The 17,919-nt window shown below is 57.1% G+C and carries 18 protein-coding genes and 4 tRNA genes; 5 read left to right on the top strand and 17 right to left on the bottom strand.

The genetic code is table 11. From position 1 onward, the window contains the following. Positions 1-74: 74 nt before the first annotated feature. Complete coding sequence (locus HMPREF2836_RS07960; RefSeq protein WP_070630043.1) at positions 75-1,049, top strand: EamA family transporter; 975 nt, start codon at positions 75-77, stop codon at positions 1,047-1,049. A gap of 141 nt (positions 1,050-1,190) precedes the next feature. Here the strand turns inward: HMPREF2836_RS07960 and HMPREF2836_RS07965 are convergent, their stop codons facing one another. Together HMPREF2836_RS07965 and HMPREF2836_RS07970 are read right to left on the bottom strand one after the other, a co-directional pair. Next, the gene (locus tag HMPREF2836_RS07965; protein ID WP_070615350.1) at positions 1,191-1,979 is read right to left on the bottom strand and encodes a spermidine synthase; all 789 of its coding nucleotides are present in this window, start codon (positions 1,977-1,979) and stop codon (positions 1,191-1,193) included. Beyond that, entirely contained in the window at positions 1,979-2,749 is a 771-nt protein-coding gene (locus HMPREF2836_RS07970) for a DsbA family protein (RefSeq protein ID WP_070615353.1), read from the bottom strand. Before HMPREF2836_RS07970 ends, HMPREF2836_RS07965 begins: the two co-directional genes overlap by 1 nt. 303 nt (positions 2,750-3,052) lie before the next feature. Here HMPREF2836_RS07970 and HMPREF2836_RS07975 point away from each other — a divergent pair. Both HMPREF2836_RS07975 and HMPREF2836_RS07980 read left to right on the top strand, forming a co-directional pair. Beyond that, positions 3,053-3,127 (top strand) — tRNA-Thr (locus tag HMPREF2836_RS07975). Between the two features lie 107 nt (positions 3,128-3,234). Beyond that, entirely contained in the window at positions 3,235-3,501 is a 267-nt protein-coding gene (locus HMPREF2836_RS07980; protein WP_049327025.1) for a hypothetical protein, read from the top strand. Between the two features lie 111 nt (positions 3,502-3,612). Here HMPREF2836_RS07980 and HMPREF2836_RS07985 read toward each other — a convergent pair whose 3' ends face one another. The 3 genes from HMPREF2836_RS07985 to HMPREF2836_RS07995 all read right to left on the bottom strand — a co-directional run bounded on the left by HMPREF2836_RS07985 (position 3,613) and on the right by HMPREF2836_RS07995 (position 6,593). Then, positions 3,613-4,488 (bottom strand): HpcH/HpaI aldolase/citrate lyase family protein, encoded by an 876-nt coding sequence (locus tag HMPREF2836_RS07985; protein WP_005507573.1) that lies wholly within the window; start codon positions 4,486-4,488, stop codon positions 3,613-3,615. Positions 4,489-4,811: 323 nt separating this feature from the next. After that, positions 4,812-5,351: a hypothetical protein gene (locus HMPREF2836_RS07990; RefSeq protein ID WP_049349921.1), complete on the bottom strand. Its 540-nt coding sequence runs from the start codon at positions 5,349-5,351 to the stop codon at positions 4,812-4,814. 231 nt (positions 5,352-5,582) lie between these two features. Further along, on the bottom strand, positions 5,583-6,593 hold the full coding sequence (locus HMPREF2836_RS07995) for an NAD(P)H-quinone oxidoreductase (RefSeq protein WP_005507576.1): 1,011 nt from the start codon (positions 6,591-6,593) through the stop codon (positions 5,583-5,585). 125 nt (positions 6,594-6,718) lie between these two features. On the opposite strand from HMPREF2836_RS07995, the gene HMPREF2836_RS08000 reads away from it, so the two are divergent. Then, a tRNA-Ser gene (locus HMPREF2836_RS08000) sits at positions 6,719-6,806 on the top strand. Between the two features lie 102 nt (positions 6,807-6,908). Here the strand turns inward: HMPREF2836_RS08000 and HMPREF2836_RS08005 are convergent. The 6 genes from HMPREF2836_RS08005 to HMPREF2836_RS08035 all read right to left on the bottom strand — a co-directional run bounded on the left by HMPREF2836_RS08005 (position 6,909) and on the right by HMPREF2836_RS08035 (position 11,061). Continuing rightward, the gene (locus HMPREF2836_RS08005; RefSeq protein WP_044141753.1) at positions 6,909-7,352 is read right to left on the bottom strand and encodes a hypothetical protein; all 444 of its coding nucleotides are present in this window, start codon (positions 7,350-7,352) and stop codon (positions 6,909-6,911) included. Between the two features lie 82 nt (positions 7,353-7,434). Continuing rightward, positions 7,435-7,878, bottom strand: a complete 444-nt coding sequence (locus HMPREF2836_RS08010; protein ID WP_044141755.1) for a hypothetical protein — start codon at positions 7,876-7,878, stop codon at positions 7,435-7,437. 663 nt (positions 7,879-8,541) lie between these two features. Further along, positions 8,542-8,979: a hypothetical protein gene (locus HMPREF2836_RS09255; protein ID WP_070674494.1), complete on the bottom strand. Its 438-nt coding sequence runs from the start codon at positions 8,977-8,979 to the stop codon at positions 8,542-8,544. A 179-nt stretch (positions 8,980-9,158) separates the two neighbouring features. Beyond that, positions 9,159-9,770, bottom strand: a complete 612-nt coding sequence (locus tag HMPREF2836_RS08025) for a polyprenyltransferase (protein WP_070630044.1) — start codon at positions 9,768-9,770, stop codon at positions 9,159-9,161. Between the two features lie 222 nt (positions 9,771-9,992). Beyond that, complete coding sequence (locus HMPREF2836_RS08030) at positions 9,993-10,352, bottom strand: DUF4190 domain-containing protein (protein WP_070593200.1); 360 nt, start codon at positions 10,350-10,352, stop codon at positions 9,993-9,995. Between the two features lie 271 nt (positions 10,353-10,623). Next, positions 10,624-11,061 carry a hypothetical protein gene (locus HMPREF2836_RS08035; protein WP_070593201.1) on the bottom strand — a complete coding sequence of 146 codons (438 nt, stop codon included), beginning with the start codon at positions 11,059-11,061 and terminating at the stop codon, positions 10,624-10,626. 258 nt (positions 11,062-11,319) lie between these two features. On the opposite strand from HMPREF2836_RS08035, the gene HMPREF2836_RS08040 reads away from it, so the two are divergent. Further along, a tRNA-Ser gene (locus HMPREF2836_RS08040) sits at positions 11,320-11,411 on the top strand. Positions 11,412-11,504: 93 nt separating this feature from the next. Here the strand turns inward: HMPREF2836_RS08040 and HMPREF2836_RS08045 are convergent. From HMPREF2836_RS08045 to HMPREF2836_RS08070, 6 genes are all read right to left on the bottom strand, one after another. Further along, positions 11,505-12,050 (bottom strand): SixA phosphatase family protein, encoded by a 546-nt coding sequence (locus tag HMPREF2836_RS08045; RefSeq protein WP_070630045.1) that lies wholly within the window; start codon positions 12,048-12,050, stop codon positions 11,505-11,507. Between the two features lie 151 nt (positions 12,051-12,201). Further along, a complete protein-coding gene (locus HMPREF2836_RS08050; RefSeq protein ID WP_070615368.1) occupies positions 12,202-12,954 on the bottom strand; it encodes a winged helix-turn-helix domain-containing protein in 753 nt (250 codons plus the stop codon). Positions 12,955-13,533: 579 nt separating this feature from the next. After that, positions 13,534-14,172 (bottom strand): uracil phosphoribosyltransferase, encoded by a 639-nt coding sequence (upp, locus tag HMPREF2836_RS08055; protein WP_005504417.1) that lies wholly within the window; start codon positions 14,170-14,172, stop codon positions 13,534-13,536. Between the two features lie 185 nt (positions 14,173-14,357). Then, positions 14,358-14,444 (bottom strand) — tRNA-Ser (locus HMPREF2836_RS08060). Between the two features lie 167 nt (positions 14,445-14,611). After that, positions 14,612-15,232, bottom strand: coding sequence for a TetR/AcrR family transcriptional regulator (locus HMPREF2836_RS08065; RefSeq protein WP_005504416.1), 621 nt, complete (start codon positions 15,230-15,232; stop codon positions 14,612-14,614). Between the two features lie 80 nt (positions 15,233-15,312). After that, positions 15,313-17,919 carry a YhgE/Pip domain-containing protein gene (locus tag HMPREF2836_RS08070; protein WP_070630046.1) on the bottom strand — a complete coding sequence of 869 codons (2,607 nt, stop codon included), beginning with the start codon at positions 17,917-17,919 and terminating at the stop codon, positions 15,313-15,315.

The raw sequence follows: 17,919 nt of genomic DNA on the forward strand, positions 1-17,919 counted from the left end.
CCGCCCGAATCGATACGTCACCTGTACACCTTGAGAGACGCACCACCTCCCTGTGATGCACAGGAAGGAGAATCATGCCGCATACTTCATCTCAACGTCCCGCACTGGGCATTATGTTTGTGCTGATATCCTGCTCGTCGCTGCAGTTCGGCGCTGCGTTCGCGGTGACGCTCTTCCCGCTGTTTGGTGCGCTAGCTATTAGTGTCAGCCGCCTGGCAATTGCTTCCATTGTGGTGGGTAGCACCGTGTGGTTGGCGGCGCGTTGGCGTACCCGCCGCGGCGGCGAAATGCCGCCGGGTGCGTTGTCTTGGTCGAAGGAGCAGTGGCGTGCCGTCATCATTTTCGGTATGACTTTCGGTCTGATGAACGGCTTCTTCTATTGCGCGATTGACCGCATCCCGATTGGTTTGGCGGTTGCGGTGGAGTTCTTGGGCCCGCTGGCGTTGGCGTCCATGCTGACGCGCAGGCTCCGCGACGCGGTGTGGGTGCTCTGCGCCCTGGCGGGCATGCTGGTGCTCGGCTATGAGGCGGCGGTTGGTAAGGATACCGATTACCTGGGTCTGACGTTCGCGTTGATTGCTGGCGTGTTCTGGGCTCTGTATATTCGCTCTAGTGCGAAGGTGGGTGCTCTGGTTCCGGGTGCGAGCGGCCTGGCGGTGGCGATGCTTGTTGGTGCTGCGTTTATTGCCCCGGTGGCGGCGGTTGTTCCGGCGCCTCAGCCGATTTGGAATGCGGCGCAGGATCCGATGCTGCTCCTCATGATTTTTGGTACCGCCATGTTCGCTTCGGTGATTCCCTATAGCGCGGAGCTGATGGCTCTGCGTAACCTGCCGGAGCGCGTATTTAGTGTGCTGATGAGTATGGAGCCCGCTATTGCGGCGATTGCCGGTTGGGCGCTGCTGAATCAGGAGACCGGCCCGATTCGTTGGGTGGCGATTTTCCTGCTGATGACTGCGAGTGTGGGTATTACGCTGACCACCACGAAGGGTGGTTCTCCCCAGCCGAAGGATGACGGCAAGGACCCCGTTCCCATGCCGCTACCCGAGTAAAGCCAAAGTCCCGAGTAAAAATCCAAATTCTGCCGGCGTACAGCGCGCGGCGTATAGAAAGCCCCTATAGAAAACTCATAGAGAAAACCGTTGAGGCGGGTACCGGCTAGGTACCCGCCTCAACGGTTTTGTATGTCAGGTTTAGCTCTCAGCCAGCTCGTCCAGCAGGTCGCGCAGCTCATCGGTGGTGAGCACCTCCGCCGGATGCGGGCCCAGGGCGTACAGCCAGTCCTGGGTGTCCTCGTCCAGCTCACGGGCGGTACCAACCAGCACGAGGTTGCCCTCGTTCTGCCCGCTAATCATGGAACTTTCGCACAGGCACCACACGTGATCGAAGACTTCCAGCATGGCGGTTGCCTGCAGCTGGAAGAAGGGCAGACCCGCGTCGTCACCCACGTTTATGGCGACCATGCCGCGCTCACTCAGGGCGTCCTTGAGTTCGCGGTAGAAGTCGCGGTTCGCCAGGTGGGCGGGGGCATCCATGCCGGTGAAGATGTCGAGAATGATCGCGTCGAAGCCGGGCACGCCCAGCAGCTCGGGCAGGTTCGCCAGCTGCTCGCGGGCATCCCCCACCACCAGCTGGCAGTTGGTTCCGGCGGGTAGCGGCAGGCGGTCCGTTACGAAGCCCACGAGCTCGGGTTCAATATCCACGGCAACCTGGCGGGAGCCGGGGCGGGTCGCCTGAATATAGCGCACGAGGGTGAGCGCACCGGCGCCCAGGTGTGCTGCGGTGATGGGTTCGCCGGCGGGTGCAAGCGCATCCACCGCGTTTGCGATGCGGCGCAGGTACTCGTAGAACACGTAGCCGGGGTCCGCAATATCCACGTGGGACTGCTCGGCGCCACCGATTTCGAGGACGTGGCCGTGATCGCTGAACCCGTCGGGGTGAATTTCGGCGCGCTGCCCGCCGGAGAGCTGAATGTGTGCCACTACTTCACGCCAGCTTCACGCTTGAAGGTGCTGACCAGGTCGTCCACCGAGGAGGAAGAATCCAGACCCTCAACGACCTTGTCGTTCACGGCGAAGGTGGGGGTGCCCTTCACACCAATCTTCACGGCGTGCTCGTAGTCGCGCTGAATGGGCTTGACGGTGTCGGAGGCGAGTAGGACCTTGTCGAATTCTTCGACGTTCAGGCCCAGTTCCTTGGCGTAGTCGTTGAAGAGGGTGCGCAGCTTGTCGCGCTCTTTGATGTTCTTCCAGTCGTTCTGGGTGTTGAAGAGCTTGTTCGCCATTTCGAGGTGCTTACCCTGAGCTGTTGCGGCTTCTACGGCGAGAGCGGCGGGTACGGCATTGGCGTGCATGTTCAGCGGCATGTGGCGCACGGTCACGTTCATGATGCCGTCAAGCTTCTTGGCGGCTTCTTCGAACTTGGGTTCTGCCTTGGCGCAGTAGGGGCACTGGTAGTCGGTGTACAGGGTTGCGGTGCCTGCACCGGGTACTTCGCGGTTGAGGCGGTAGCCGACATAGCCGTCATCGGCGGTTGCCGAGCCGCTCATAGAAGCCGAGGAATCCGCGGATGCCGAAGCGCTCGCAGTGGCGCTCGCGGATGCGCTTGCCGAGGTTGCGGCGGTGCTTGCCGAACCGCTCGCAGATGCCGATGCGGAGGGCTGGGAGGAGCTGGAACCGCATGCGCTCAATCCCAGGGCTGCGGCGGGCACTACGCCCAGCAGCAGGGTGCGGCGGTTGAGGGGTGAAGTCATGGTGGTTCCTCTCTATGGGGGGCGGCTGTCTGTGGTTGATGTGTCAGTGGTTGTTGGGCGCGGTGAGGCGCGATTAGCCGCCGTGGGTATAGGGTTTATTGTATGCCTCTGCCCTGAACATTCCCTATCTTCGGGCGGGTTTACGGGGTGAATGCAGTGCACACCATAGGCTCTCTGCCGTCTGCTCTCGGTAGCGGTCACGGTGCTGAAAGTAATTAGCCTCTCCCCCGCCTTTTTGGTACTATTGCGGGGTATGCACTGTTCGTCGGCTGCTTTCGGGCGGTTGGGAACGAACGCATATGTGCCTCTATAGCTCAGGGGTAGAGCATTTCCCTCGTAAAGAAAAGGTCGTGGGTTCGAATCCCACTGGGGGCTCCACATCCGCCGTAACGCGTGCCGGTTTCCGGTGTGTTGCGGCGGTTTTTAGCATCTGAGAGATGTCACGTATCTCGCAGGATGTCACCATCGATTTTTAGGAGATTCTCGTGTCTTCTCATTCCTCAAATACTCAGCGTCTGCAGAACCGTTCGCAGGGTGGTCGCGCCTCTGCGGACCCTGCACGCCCGATGAGCCCCACGATGCGTTTTGCTCTGGTGTACGTGCTGGCGCTGGTGGTTTCCCTGGCGGTGTGGTTCTTCTACCGTTCCGTGTATGAGGATGACACCTCGTTCCTGGTGCCGATTGTGATTTCTTTGGTGACTTCATACGTGTGCGCTCATGCGCTGACGGGCGGCAAGTCGCCCCGCAACTAGTAGCTAAGTTGTAGCGCGCCAGAGGTTTCAGGCAGACAAAAGCCGCACATCCTGTTCCCCGTTCAGGGGTTGGATGCGCGGCTTTTTACGCGTGTACTTTAGGCGAGCACCTTACTTGGATGCGCGCTGGAAGTCGCTGTCGGTCTTGCCCCACAGGCCGTAAACCTTGGCAAGTTCCTTGACCTTCTTTGCACGCAGGTAACGCGGCAGGTAGGAGCCGTCGCGGGGGCCGTCGAGGGGCACGTCGAGCATCTGGTGTGCTTCTTCGATTTCAATCTCGCTCGGGGAGAATGCGGCGTTGATGGTCTCGGTCTGGCGGATGTCGAGGGTAATCTTACCGGTCATGCCGTGGTCGTTCGCGTAGCCGCATGCCTTGGAGAGGTCGGCACCGTATGCGCCGAGGGTCGGGCCGTCGATGGGGCCGGGCAGACCACCCAGGGTGGAGGCGATGACCAGCTGCGAACGCACGTAGGCGAGCGCCATGGGGGTTGCGGAGGAGCCGGTGTCGCGGCGGTAGTCGCCTGCGCCGAATGCGAGGCGGAAAGTGCCGATGGCGCGCGCAATTTCGATGGAGTGGTGCACGCCGAGTGCGGACTCGATCAGCGCGATGATGGGGGTTCCGGGGGGCAGCTCGGCTGCGGTGCGGTCAATGTCGGTGGCGTGCTCTGCGGTGGCGAGCATGACGCCTCGCAGGCCCTTCACGTTCTTGAGGGCCTTGACGTCCTTCCACCAGTGTTCGGTGGTGATGGCGTTGATTCGTACCCATGCGACGACGCCGGAGTTGAGCATACGGACGACCTGTTCGCGGGCGGCGTCCTTCTCTTCGGGGGGGCAGCCGTCTTCGAGGTCGATGATGATGGAGTCAGCCTCGGATTCGAAGGCCTCTTCAAAAACTTCTTCGGAGGAGTTGGCGCGCACGAGGAGCCAGGAGCGTGAGAGGCTGGGGCGCAGCTGACGCGCACGCTCATTGCGGTGGAATTCAAACATGGTGTGTGACTTCTTCCGTGAATTGTATATGCAGTGGGTTGTGCCGTAGAGGGGCAGGAAAAAGCCTGCGGTTCTTCCGCGCGTACCATCGCATTGTGTCGTCACCTCCATTGTGACGGAACCGCATAAGAAGTGTCCTACACCTCTTCTTTAAGCCTATCGCCTGTTGAGGTGCACATCAAACTAGCTCACCTGTTAGTCACCGTTCGACTTTGCCCTGCTCACGTGGCGGACGCGGGTCAGGGTGCGGGTTGGGTTGCATTGTCAACGAACCTGCCCGCAGCATCCGGTGCGGATACTGCGGGCAGTTCAGAAGTTTACGATTAGGCTTCCACCAGTTGGGTGCGACCCACCGGAATACCGTCGTCGAAGGTCAGCTCGCCGGCGGCTTCCTTCTGGGCGCGCTGAATCAGACGTTCGGCGTCTTCAATGTGCTGGATGACGGTTTCCACGCGACGGTGCACGCTCACCTGGCGGTCGCATCCGGTAGCACAATTGCCGAAGCAGCGTGCCATGGCGAGCGCTTCGGCGCAGAGTGCCACGGCGTTACCTGCCTTGGAGAGGGCGCGGTTCAGGTCGGAGTAGGTGCCGAACGGGGAGGCGGGAATATCGCCGTCGCTGGGGGCGAGGCGGTGCGCTTCCATAGCGACTGCACGCACGCGCGGAATCAGGTCGGCGAGCGCGTTTGCGTCCGGCACGATGAGCTCAATCATGGAGGTGGACGAATCGGTTGCCGCTAGGCGTTCGAGGACCTGGTGGAAGCGGTCAATGCCGCGAATAAACCGGTCGTGGGATCGGCGCCAGATGCCTTTGCCGAGTTCGGCGTCGTCGCGGCGCGATTGCAGGTAGCTTTTAAGTCCCATATGTCCTCCTCTGCGTGGTGTGTGTGCCGTGTTTATTGGTCGGTGGAGGCTGCCGGTGATGGGCTCTGCGGCGACCCGCAAACCTCCCTATACTTAGGTTACCCTAAATCTCTTTTAGTGACGAGCTGTCAGCAGTCAGCTGATTATTTCAAACCCAGATTTTCTTCACGCCCCTCACGCGACGCTCCCCGCGGCGCCAGCCTAAAAAGGCACCGCGGGGCGCAACGATTTCTAGACCATGCGCAGCACAATCTTGCCGCGATGCTGACCCGAGTCGAAGTATTCGTGGGCGGCAGCCGCCTCCTCCATGTCGAAGATACGGTCCAGACCCACGCCAATCCTGCCGGATTCAATCAGCGGCAGCACGTGTTCACGTACACCGCGCAAAATCTCAGCCTTCTGCTGATCCGAACGGGTGCGCAGGCTCGTGGCGTGCACCGACAGGCGGCGGGAGAGCATATACCCCAGGTTCACTTCTGCTTTAGCGCCGCCCATCAGACCGATAATGCACAGGTGCCCGCCATCGGCGAGGGTGTGCAGATTGTCGTCCAGGTACTTTCCGCCCACAACGTCGAGGATGTAGTCGGCGCCGCGTCCGCCAGTTTCAGCCAGCAGAACTTCACGGAACGAATGTTCGGTATAAATAATGGGTTCCGCACCTAGTGAGCACACATATTCTGCTTTTTCCTCGGTGCCCACGGTTGCAAACACGCGTGTACCTACGGCGAGCGCCAGCTGGATGGCGTGCACACCGATACCGCCGGTACCACCGTGAATGAGCACCACCGCGGGTTCGCCGTCTTCCTTGAGGTTTTCGGCGGGGTTCATGCTCATGCCGCAGGTGAGCACCAGGTTCGAGTAGACGGTTGCCGCGACTTCGGGAATACCGGCGGCTTCGGCGAAGCTCAGCTGTTCGGGTACGGGTAGCACGTGGTCGACCGGTACGGTCACGTAGTCGGCGTAGCCGCCTCCAGGCAGGAGCGCCATGACGGGGGTGCCGCGGTTCTCTACGGAGGCGCCTTCGCCGACCGCTTCGATAATGCCGGCTACTTCGAGGCCGTAGATGGCGCTCGCGCCGGCGGGCGGCGGGTAGAATCCGCGGCGCTGCAGGGCGTCGGCGCGGTTGATTCCGGCGGCGTGAACACGGATGAGAACTTCGTGGGATCGGGGTACGGGGGCGGGGACTTCGCTGATTGTCAGAGCCTCAGGTCCACCGTGACTGTTCTCAATAATTGCTCTCATGAGTCCTCCTCATTGCCGGAAGCACCATCGTTGGTGCGCGATTTACAGAAAGCTTATCGCATGAGATAATCTCGTAGTGCCCTGCGGCACGGTATTGCCATAAAATGCCGGTCTCTGGTGCGTATGGATGGTTGTCCGAGCGGCCGAAGGAGCTGGTCTTGAAAACCAGTAGGCGGTAACCCCGTCTCAAGGGTTCAAATCCCTTACCATCCGCGTTTTAGCTTCTGCTCCACGTGTGGAGCGCAAAGAGCCCCGTTCCTCGTATTGAGGAACGGGGCTCTTCACATATGCCGTTTCGAGTTACCGGGGGCGTCGTTAGTGTATGCCTGACAAGGCGTTTAGAAGCGACGTGACGAGGACTACGATACCGATGAAGATGCATAGCTCCAGCCCGTTAAGAATCAGACCACCGATGGCACGCGTACCACGCCGCCTTGCCGCGAACCCCAGCCAGATACCCAGGACATTCAGCACCGGCGCAACGAACACTACCCGCAGACCGCTTTCTCCAAGATCATGGAAAATCAACCAGCACCCTAGAAAGAACGTCAGCGGGCCGAGAGCGCCGAAAAGCAGGGAGAAGGTCGCTACCCTTTTACCGTCTTGTGCCCCTTGCACGTCAGGAGGTTGCTCGCTCGCATGTTGCTCCCAGTCGTCCGTATCGTCAGCACTGGGTTGCACGCTGTTGTTCGCCTGGTAGAGCTTGGCGTACTCGGGGTTGTTATCAAAATCTTCGTTGTTTTGGGGTAGCTGCGACATCGCATCCACAACCTTTCAATACCGGGTGTTAAGTGTCTAGCGACTCGAGAGAGCATCTGGGCTCACTATCGAGCCGGCGTCGTTAGTTGATGCCTGACAAGGCGTTTACAATCAGCATGATGAGGGCGGCGATACCGATGAAAATGCATAGCCCCAGCCCGTTGAGAATCAGGCCACCGCTGGCACGCGTACCGCGCCGCCTCGCCGCGAACCCCTGCCAGATACCCAGGATGTTCAGGATTGGGGCAAGGATAGCTACCTGCAGAGCACTTTCTTCAAGACCTTGGACAAGACACCAGAACCCTAGAAAGAAAGACAGCGGGCTGAGGAAGCCAAAAAGTAGGGAGAGGTTCGCTGCTCTTTTACCCGCCGCTTGATCTGAGAACTCATCCAGAGACTCATTTGCGGGCAGTAGCTGCTCGTCAGATGTATCCGGGCTAGGCAGCTCGTTGTTATCTTCCTGGTAGAGCTTGGCGTATTCGGGGTTGTAATCGAAGGCTTCATTGTTTTGAGGTAGCTGCGACATCGCATCCACAACCTTTCAGAATCTACACGCGTTAGTTGAATACCTCAGCCTGGTGCTTCGCAAAAACCTATTCGGCATTGAACCACGCCCACACAATCAGTACGTACCCAAGGACAAGCACAGCGATAGCTATCCAGCTCAGGATTCGACCCGCAAGAGAAACTACGCCGTAACTATCCGCTTCCTTAGCTTTCTGTAGACCAAGGACACTCAAGATGACAGTGGGGATACCGAAAAACCACGAACCCAACACCAAGATGTTGATGAGGCTGAGCACACCAAAAGTGAGTGAAAGTTGGGAGGCTCGCTCCCCTAGATTAGTCGCTGTTTTCCCACCGCCCTGCATCATAGGGGGCTCTTCAATATCAGCACCCTGTTTGTGGCGATGAGGTTTCGAGCGCAGACCAGCTGCTGGGTCGGAATACGGGCCTAGGATTGGATCCTGCATCGTTGCATCATAACCTTTCAATACCGGGTGTTAAGCCCCCCCTATGCTTTCCCCGCCGAGAGAACAAGCATGTCGAGCCGATTCCACAAAACATACGGCATACACACAGCAAAGCCCCGCTCCTCGCATTGAGGAACAGGGCTCTTTACATATCACATACGAAAGACCATGAATTCGACTCTCGGCTATCCAAACTTCCTAAGCCGGTTACGACACTATCCTTTCAAGGTGAAAACAAGCATTAACAGGGCAATAGCCGCCAGGACTGATAGGGCGATGGGCAGAATCACACCAATCCAGCTGAGGATATGCCCCGCCTTTGCCGGTACGCCGTGACATTCCGCGTCTCGTGCAGACAAGATTCCCAGGATGCCCAGAATAAAAGATCCGAGGAGGGTGTAGGGCAGCAAGAACGTCAAGAGGATAAGCACCACGCTGATGATGCCAAAGGTCAATGACCGTTGAGCCAACTTACGCCCTTCTTCCAGGATGCCCACAGGTCCGACAATATTCCTCGGGTAGCTCGGGTAAAACTGACGTGTAGGTAGTGGTTGGTTACCCGGGGCGGATTGCCCATTGTTATTTCCCGGGTGGAGCTTGGCGTATTCGGGATTGTCATCAAAAACTTCATTATTTTGGGGTAGCTGCGACATCGCATCCACAACCTTTCACGTACCGACACAGATGCTAAACCCACCCTAGACCTTCCCCCGCGCGGGAACAAGCATGTCAGGACCAATCCACGAGATATACGGCATATACACAGCAAAGCCCCGTTCCTCGTAATTGAGGAGCGGGGCTTTTGCGTACCCTCCAATGAGGGTGAAAGTGTTTAGAAGAATGCCAGTATCTGCACAGTCTCCACGAGCCTAGAATTTGCGGCAGAATCAGAAAGAGCCAGCATAATCGCCAGCAGAAGACCTCCGCCGAAAAGCACCAGGAACATGCCACCAATGGCTACGCTAATCCAGTTCAAGATACGACCAGCTGAAGCAGCCACACCATAACGCTCTGCCTCGTTCGCCTTGAAAATACCGATAACACCCAGAATCAGGGAAGGCAGACCAAACAGCCACCAGCTGAGAGTCACTATACACGCCAAGCTGATAATACCCAGCACCGTGGAAGTCTGAGCAGCCTTCTCACCGGCAAGCTGCTCGGGAGTCTTCTGCAAAAAGCCCACAGGAACCATCATGGGCTGACCGTACTGGTCGGGCTGCTGGTACTGCTGACCGTACGGGTCATACTGATTCTGACCATACGAGTCTTGACCGTACGAATTCTGACCGTACTGGTCATAAGAATACTGATCGTAGGAGCTCTGCCCGTACTGACCGTACTGAGTGTTCTGCCCGTACTGGCCGTTCTGGTTGTACTGCTCGTTCAGACGGTTGTAGTCCGGGTTGTAGTCGTAGGGGTCTGAACCCCGAGGATTCTGAGACACGGCATCTCACTTTCGTACGGCTGGTGTGCGTTAAACCTAATTCACCCTAACCCATGAATGGAACGGGTACAACTACATCCGCTATCCAAGCCCCCACAATGCACCGCAATGCATTAGCTAGCCGCTCTAACGGATATGCAAAAGCCCGCGGACACACAGGGCGCTCGCGGGCTTTCTGTAGCCAATCTCCATGGAGGATGCTGGCTAAAACGCTATAAGGTCCTAGCCCAGGTTCTTGAGAGCACCCAGCGCGACAACAATAATGCTCAGGACCAGAGCAGTACCACCGATAATGGAACCAGTCAGTGCCAGACCACGGGACTGCAGCTCAGGGACACGCAGAGACGCCAAACCAAAAGCCAGGCCCAGTGCGCTGAAAAGCGGGCTTAGAAGGACCAGACCAATAGCGCCAAATACAATAGCGAGAATCGACAGAATCTTCGCCCTCTTCATCTGAGCCTGCTGCTCGGGGGTCGGGACCGGCTGACCGTACGGAGCCTGCTGACCATACTGGGGTGCCTGCTGGCTGAACTGGGGGTCCTGGTTGAACTGGGGCTGGGGGTTGTTGGGGTTTTCAGACATGATTTCTCGCTTTGCTGAGTGATGAGGTGCCTCTGATGTGCTGTATCGGAAGATAAAACGTCAGAGATGCCCTCTATTTATCGGTTGGGACTCATGCAGTGTACCGAACATGCTTATGAACCTCAAAGCCCCTAGCCCATAGTCCACGACGAAAAACCCGCGTCAGGTGACCATAAAAACTGCTACAGCTAAGCAGGCGGACACGCAAAAGCCCGCGGACACACGGGGCGCTCGCGGACTTTCTCTGACCAGTAGCTATGAACGATATTGTCTAAACATGCATCATGACCAGAATCAATAGCAGCATCTCGAAAGGCACAGTCAGGATACCAAGCAACATATTCATAACTCCCAACGCAACACCAGCCACACGCATATGACCGCGGTGGCGTGAAGCAATCGCTAGAACCCAGCCCGTAAGACCCAGAAGAAGGGAAGCGCCTCCGCCCGTCAAATAATTCAGCACAAAAACACTAATCAGCCCAAGAACACCGATAATGACCGAGGCCATCGCAATAATCCAGCCCTGAGTGTGTGTGTTCTCCTGTTCGGGAAGAACATACACCGGCTGCGCAAACTGCGCAGGATGCACCGCAGACTGCGCAACCTGCTGACTATTGAAAGCCGGGTTATTCACAGAGGAGGGAGCACCCTGAGGAGGCTGAGTCTTCTGAGGAACCTGGGGCAACTGAGGAACGGTGGTCGTCACGGGAGGGAGCCTTTCTATCTGGACCGCAATGTCGCTTCTACCCTCAAAACTACATCACCTAAATACCTCAAACACATAAATTCAGGGTATTTAAAGATTAAACGGCTCTATTCACACGTTTCTCGCAGGTAAAGAAATCACGATCGCGAAGAAACTAACACCACCCCACCCGCATATATCTCTCGCGCCTCACAGGTCGAATTGACCAAGTGCAAAACAGCCTATATTCTTATAGGGATGCGCTCACGAGCGCACCGTGGAGACGTGCCAGAGCGGCCGAATGGACTTCACTGCTAATGAAGGGTCGGGGTTAAACTCGACCGGGGGTTCAAATCCCCCCGTCTCCGCCACAAAAAGCCCCGTACCGGTTGGTACGGGGCTTTTGCTTTACCCATTTCATTCAGGCACAAAGCCTAGAAACTCCTGGTTTAGAAACTTCTGGTCTAGAAGCTCTTGAAGTCCACGAGGCGCGCATCCGCACCATCCAGCAGAGCCCACTCCCCCAGCACCTCAAACACCGCAATGGAAGAGGGCGGGAAACCGTAGTACACATCCATGGACGCGTTCGGGTCAGAATCCGGGCTCATCAGGCGCTGCGCGGCATCCTGCACGCCGGGCAGATGCGACACCACCATCAGAGAATGAACATTCTCCGAAACACTGTTGATGCGCGCAATAATGCGGGACGCAGACACCTCATACAGCCCCTCGTCCAGATGAGCGGTAGGCGCCTTCGCCCCCAAACCATCCGAAACCCAAGTCGTCGTCTGACGAGTACGCAAAGCCGATGACGACATAATCTGCTCCGGAATATAACCGCGAGCCGCCAGCCAAGCGCCAGCAGCGGCAGCCTGCTCATGACCACGCTTCGTCAGCGGACGATCAAAATCATTCAGACCCCAATCAGCCTCCGCATGGCGCATAATAATCAGACGCTTGACCCCGCTGCGGTGCGAGCCAGATGCAGTATTGGAAGAATTTTCAGCCATACACCCATTCTATCTAGAGGGCGCCGGAACGTGCCGCACGCCGCCACAGCACGCACACTAACATCCCCAGGCGGGCACAAGTAAACCCCGGTGCACCGGCATCACGCCAGCACACCGGGGTGCACTCTACAGAAGCTAAATTCTGTACACGCTAAATCGAGTATTCCGGAGCAGCCCAGACAACAACCTCGGGGTGCTCAAAGAAGCGGTAACCCTGACCGCGCACCGTACGCACGGTACCCGACAGGCGACCCAGCTTCGAACGCAGACGACGAATATGCACGTCAATCGTACGCTCATGCGGATGCTCGTCACCGGAGCTCCACAGCGCCTTCAGCAGCTCCTCACGACCCACGGTGCGGGAAGAGTTCTCCACCAGGTGTGCCAGCAGCTCGAATTCCTTGAAGGTCAGCATGAGCGGCTCACCATCCAGGAACACCTCGCGGCGCGCCAGGTCAATCAGCACACCCGAAGAGTGGCTATTCGTGGTCTCTGCTTCGCGGGCGACATGCGCCTCCGGGTGCATATACATTGCGGTCGGATCGCCGAGCGCATTACGTACCACCTCAAGGTCGCTACCCTCAGCATTCACTGGAGCCAACGCCACAGCGGCGTACGACTCCGACTCGGGAGCCAGGTGGTGTGCATAAGTGCGCAGATCCTGAACGATACGCACCAGGGAGGTGCCGTTCGCTGCAGCAAGTTCCTCGTTCAAACCAACATAGAGCACGAAGCCGCGTGCTTCATTTTCCTGAGCCTGCTTATGGGCAGAGTCACCGGCTGAGAAAGTCATCGGACGCAACGTTGCGGCCTGCGCAGCGGGACGCTGAGGCTGCACGACCTGGCGCTTAGCGGCGCGGCCGCGCTGGGAGATGTGGACATATCCAGGTACAGCGCCTGACATGGTTCAACCTTCTCTCAAAGTCTGTGTACGGGATCCCTGTCGTACGTAGTGTGGGGTGCGCCGGAAGTGACGCCGAGTCAAACAGTCCCCAATACCTGTTCGAGCTTCAATCCTCTTACTTAATATTTCTCCTATTTGACGGATAAATCAAGCGGATTCAGCATAGTGGATTCATCTTTATGGGCGAGAGGAGTACAATACCCCCTCTCGCGTTTTGGGGTTTCAGGGGCTACCTGAAGCTTTCAGTATTTTTTTCCCTTATAAATATTCATAGCTTCTTTTATTTACTGGTTTCACCCTGTATTTTCATGTGAAGCTGTGAATATGCTCAATATATTTTAAGCCCCTCAAAGCACTATAGTGTTCCTCATCACATATTATCAAGGGTGTTTCATAAACCCACACAAGCGCCCAACAACACCATAAACACCCAAGACAGCAGACCGTTAGACACACATCCCTCAACACCACACCATATGACCTGCACACGGCCTCCAGCAGACACAACAAAGCGCCCCCGCACATGCTTAAACATATGCAGAGGCGCCCCACTCACATCACGTGAATAACGCTGAAAAACTACTCAGCCAGACCGTACAGGCGGTCACCAGCATCGCCCAGACCCGGAATAATGTACGCCTTCTCGTTCAGACGCTCATCACGAGCAGCCAGGAACAGGTCAACATTCTCCATACCCTCAATGCCCTTCTCCAGAGCAGCAATGCCCTCAGGAGCAGCAATCAGGCACACGCAAGTCACAGACTCAGCACCACGCTCACGCAGGAACTTAATGGCCTCAATCAGAGTGCCACCGGTAGCCAGCATCGGATCCAGCAGGTACACCTGACGACCAGTCAGATCCTCCGGCAGACGCTCAGCATAAGTCACAATATCCAGGGTCTCCTCATTACGAGCCATACCCAGGAAGCCCACCTCAGCGGTCGGCACCATGCGAGTCATACCCTCAAGCATGCCCAGACCAGCACGCAGAATCGGAACAACCAGCGGCTTAGGATCAGCAATACGAACACCGGTAGTAGTCGCCACCGGAGTCACAACCTCAACCTCTTCCACACGAATCTCGCGAGTCGCCTCATAGGCAAGAAGGGTCACCAGCTCATCAACCAGCTGACGGAAAATCGGGGACGGGGTGTTCTTATCACGCAGAACACTAATCTTGTGAGAGACCAGCGGGTGGTCAAGAATCTTAATACGCATAATACGATTTTACCCACCCCCAAATCAGCAAGCACCGGCAAAGCCCCGGAAGTGGCACACAACCTATAAAACGAGGCGAAGTACCCCCGCACAAACCCCCACCAACACACCCGCCAGCAGCACCCCAGAACAATCCAGGCATGCAAAAACCCGCCGAGACGAATCTCGACGGGTTTTCGTTGGTGCGGTGGTGGAGGGATTTGAACCCCCGTTGGCTTTTACACCAAACATCATTTCGAGTGATGCACCTTCGGCCGCTCGGACACACCACCAACAGTGGAAAACTATAGCACACCCCCAACAGGAGGGCAAGAATGAGCCTACATATCGTGCGCGTACGGCAGCCGGGTGTCGCCCCTTTCACGGCCCCTTTCACCGTGCCCTTTTCGACACCCGACACCGAAGTCCCGGCTACGTCTACAGACCCTAACAGGTCCGCCTAATGACGGATATACCCATCTACAACCAGCATGACAGCACGCGTTGCATCCTCAGCATTGCGCTCCGCCTGATGCACTTCACGATCCATAGCAAACATGTAAATCGCGCCGAACATAGAGATCGCAATCGCACGAGGATTCTGAGCGGTATCAACCGTATAGCGGCGAGCCACAGCCTCCGTCATCTCCTCCAAAAAATCCAGAAGATTCAGACGGTTATCGCTCATCGCCTCAGTCCAACCATCCGCACCCTTCCACGCCTCCGAAAGCCACATCCGAGTAAAACCCGGACGGTCCTCAAGATACTGGAACGCGGCGCGAACAGCACTCCGCAACGCCTCACGCGGATCAGAATGAACCGACGCCGCGCGACGCGCATCGCTCAGCAGCAACTGCGTGCCGTACTGAACCAGCTGATCCACCATGGTCTTCTTAGAACCGAAGTTGTAATACACGGTTCCCTTAGAAACACCCGCCCGGGCAGCCACCTCTTCAACAGTGGCGTACTCAAGCCCCTTTTCGGTCATGATTTCCATAGCAGCGTTGAACAACTTCAACTGAGTTCTACCTGTACGGCCGGGACGACGACTTGAAGCTTCAGCGACTGGGCGCTGCAACATCAGCAGTCCTCCCTCCCTTTTTGCAGATATATCTCTATTTTATTAGACAGTTTTCCCCCGGTGCGACCAAACAGGGTTTGTTACACCGTAATCTCCGGAGCCAGCTTCTTCAGCGACCACGTACGATCACGACGCGTGCCAATGTAACCCAACATCAGACCAGCCAGACCCCACAGAGTCAAAACCAGCATGATGCCCCACAGGCTCGACTCATTAATGCCATACGCCAAACGACGCGTACCCGCCACCGCATAACCCATCGGGAAGAAATCATGCATCCAACGAATCGACTCAGGCAAAGTCTCATACGGCATCGTGCCGCCCGCAGTAATCAGCTGCAGAATCAGAATGACCAAAGCAACAAGCTTGCCCGGCGCACCCAAAATCACCGTCAGACCGTGAATGAAGCCGGTAAAGACCAAAGCCACATAGCAGAGGAACAGCCACACCAGCCACGGATGAGCCATCTCAAAGCCCAAACCAAACTTAATCGCGGCAAACATCAAAGTCGCCTGAGCAATACCCACCAGGCCGAACGGCATCCAGCTACCGAGCATCACACGAATCGACGGAGCATGCGAAGCCAACGCACGGTTATTCATCACGCGCAACGTCTGAACCAGCATCAAGCCGCCAATCCACAACGCCAAGCACATGAAGAACGGGCCCATGCCCTCACCATAGTTACGGCCCGACGCCAAGGAATCATGCGACAAAGTCACCGGGTTCGACATCGTATCCGCAACCTTCGCCTGATCAGTCGGAGCAAGGCTCGGAACCTGCTTAACACCAGAAGCCAGGCCGCTCTCCAACGACGAAGTACCATCCTTCAACTCGGAAGCACCATCATTCAGCTGAGTAGAACCATCAGACAGCTTCGCCGTACCGTCAGAAAGCTGCGACGCACCATCCTTCAGCTCATTCGCACCATCAGCCAACTTCTGCTGACCCTCAACCGCAGACTGCTCTTTCTCCGCCAGAGTACCGCTACCATCCTTCAGCTCGGCAGTACCGCTCTTCAAAGAATCGGTACCCTCCTTCAGCTCAGAAGCACCACCCGACAGAGTCGCAGAACCACTCGCAAGGCTCGAAGCACCCGAAGCAATCTTAGAATTACCATCAGCCAGGCTCGCCGAACCTGACGCCAACGAGGACGCGCCAGCATCCACACGAGCGGCGCCATCAGCTACCGACGAAGCGCCCTTGGCAAGCGAAGACGCACCGGAATCCAGCGAATCCACGCCAGCAACCAAAGTCTGAATCTTCACCGCAGTCGACGACGAACCATCAGAAATACAATGGCTCGACTTCAATGCGCTCAGCTTCGACAGGGCATCAGCAGCGGCAGCATCACGAGTAGCCAGGTGCGACTGCAGAGCCTTCTGATTCAGCTCAGCAACCTCATTCTTCGTCTCCTCAGAATCAACAGCAGCCACCAGCTGATCAGCCTGCTCCTGAGTCAACGTACCCGCCTCAACCAACGGCGCCAACTGAGCACGCATCTTCTGTGCAGTCGCAGACACCACAGTATTCGACAAGTCACGACCAAAATCACCACTACCAGCAGACGTATCCGTCTCATGCAGGCGCGTGCACATCGCATTCAGCTCAGCCGGCAACTCACGAATACCCGCCTGATCCATGCCAGTACGCATCTGATGAATACCCGACGCCAAATCATTAGCGCCCTTCGCAACCGCCGCCGAACCACTCTTCAAGCTCGCGGTACCCTCAGCCAGAGTCGCCGAACCGTCCTTCAACTTCGCCGCACCATCAGAAGCAGACGCCGCAGCCGAAGCCAAAGTCGACGAACCATCCTTCAAGCTCAAAGCACCATCGGCAAGCTTCGACGCACCAGAATCCAGCTTCGCCGCGCCAGAATCCAAAGTCGACACACCATCAGCAAGCTTCGCGGCACCCTCCGCCAACTGCTTCTGACCATCCAACAACTGGGACTGACCATCAGCCAAGGAGGAGGTGCCATCCTTCAGCTTCACGGCACCATCATTCACCGTGGCAGTGCCGTCCTTCAGCTGAGTGATAGCATCCGCCAGCTTCACCGTGCCGCTATTCACCTTCGACGCACCATCAGCAGCCTCACCCATCTTCGAATGAATAGTCGTGAAGCTAGCCAACAGCGAATTCGCCGTAGAATTACCGACCTTCTCAGCCACCGAATCACGCACCGCAGTGCCCGCCTTCGTGACAATATTCGTCAGCACATAGTTGTTCGCGTCATTCGTAATGACCTCAATACCCGCCGAACGCGCATCAATAGTGCCCGTCTTACCGTCAGCATCAGGCTTGAACGAACCGGCACTCTGCAAATTACGGGAGAAGTCCTTCGGAATCACCATCGCAAAGTCATAGGTGCCGTTCTCCACGCCCTCAACAGCCTCAGTGCGAGTCTGCACCTGACGCCAATCAAACGTGCCAGCGTCTAGAAGGTTCTTCTTCACGTCCGCACCGGTATTCACCTGCTGACCCTCAGAATCCGTCGCGCCTTCATCCTCAACCACCAGGGCACCCACAATGCCATTCACATGGCCGTAAGCATCCCAGTTGCCGTACAGGTACAGGGCACCGTACAGCAGCGGAATGCAGGACATCGCAAGCAGCACCAGAACCGGCAGAACACCGCTGGTCAGGCGCTTCAGCTCAACGAGTGCAACACGCAGAACAGTCAT

Origin of the sequence: Rothia sp. HMSC065C12 (assembly GCF_001812085.1) — a bacterium.
Classification (GTDB): Bacteria; Actinomycetota; Actinomycetes; order Actinomycetales; family Micrococcaceae; genus Rothia; species Rothia mucilaginosa.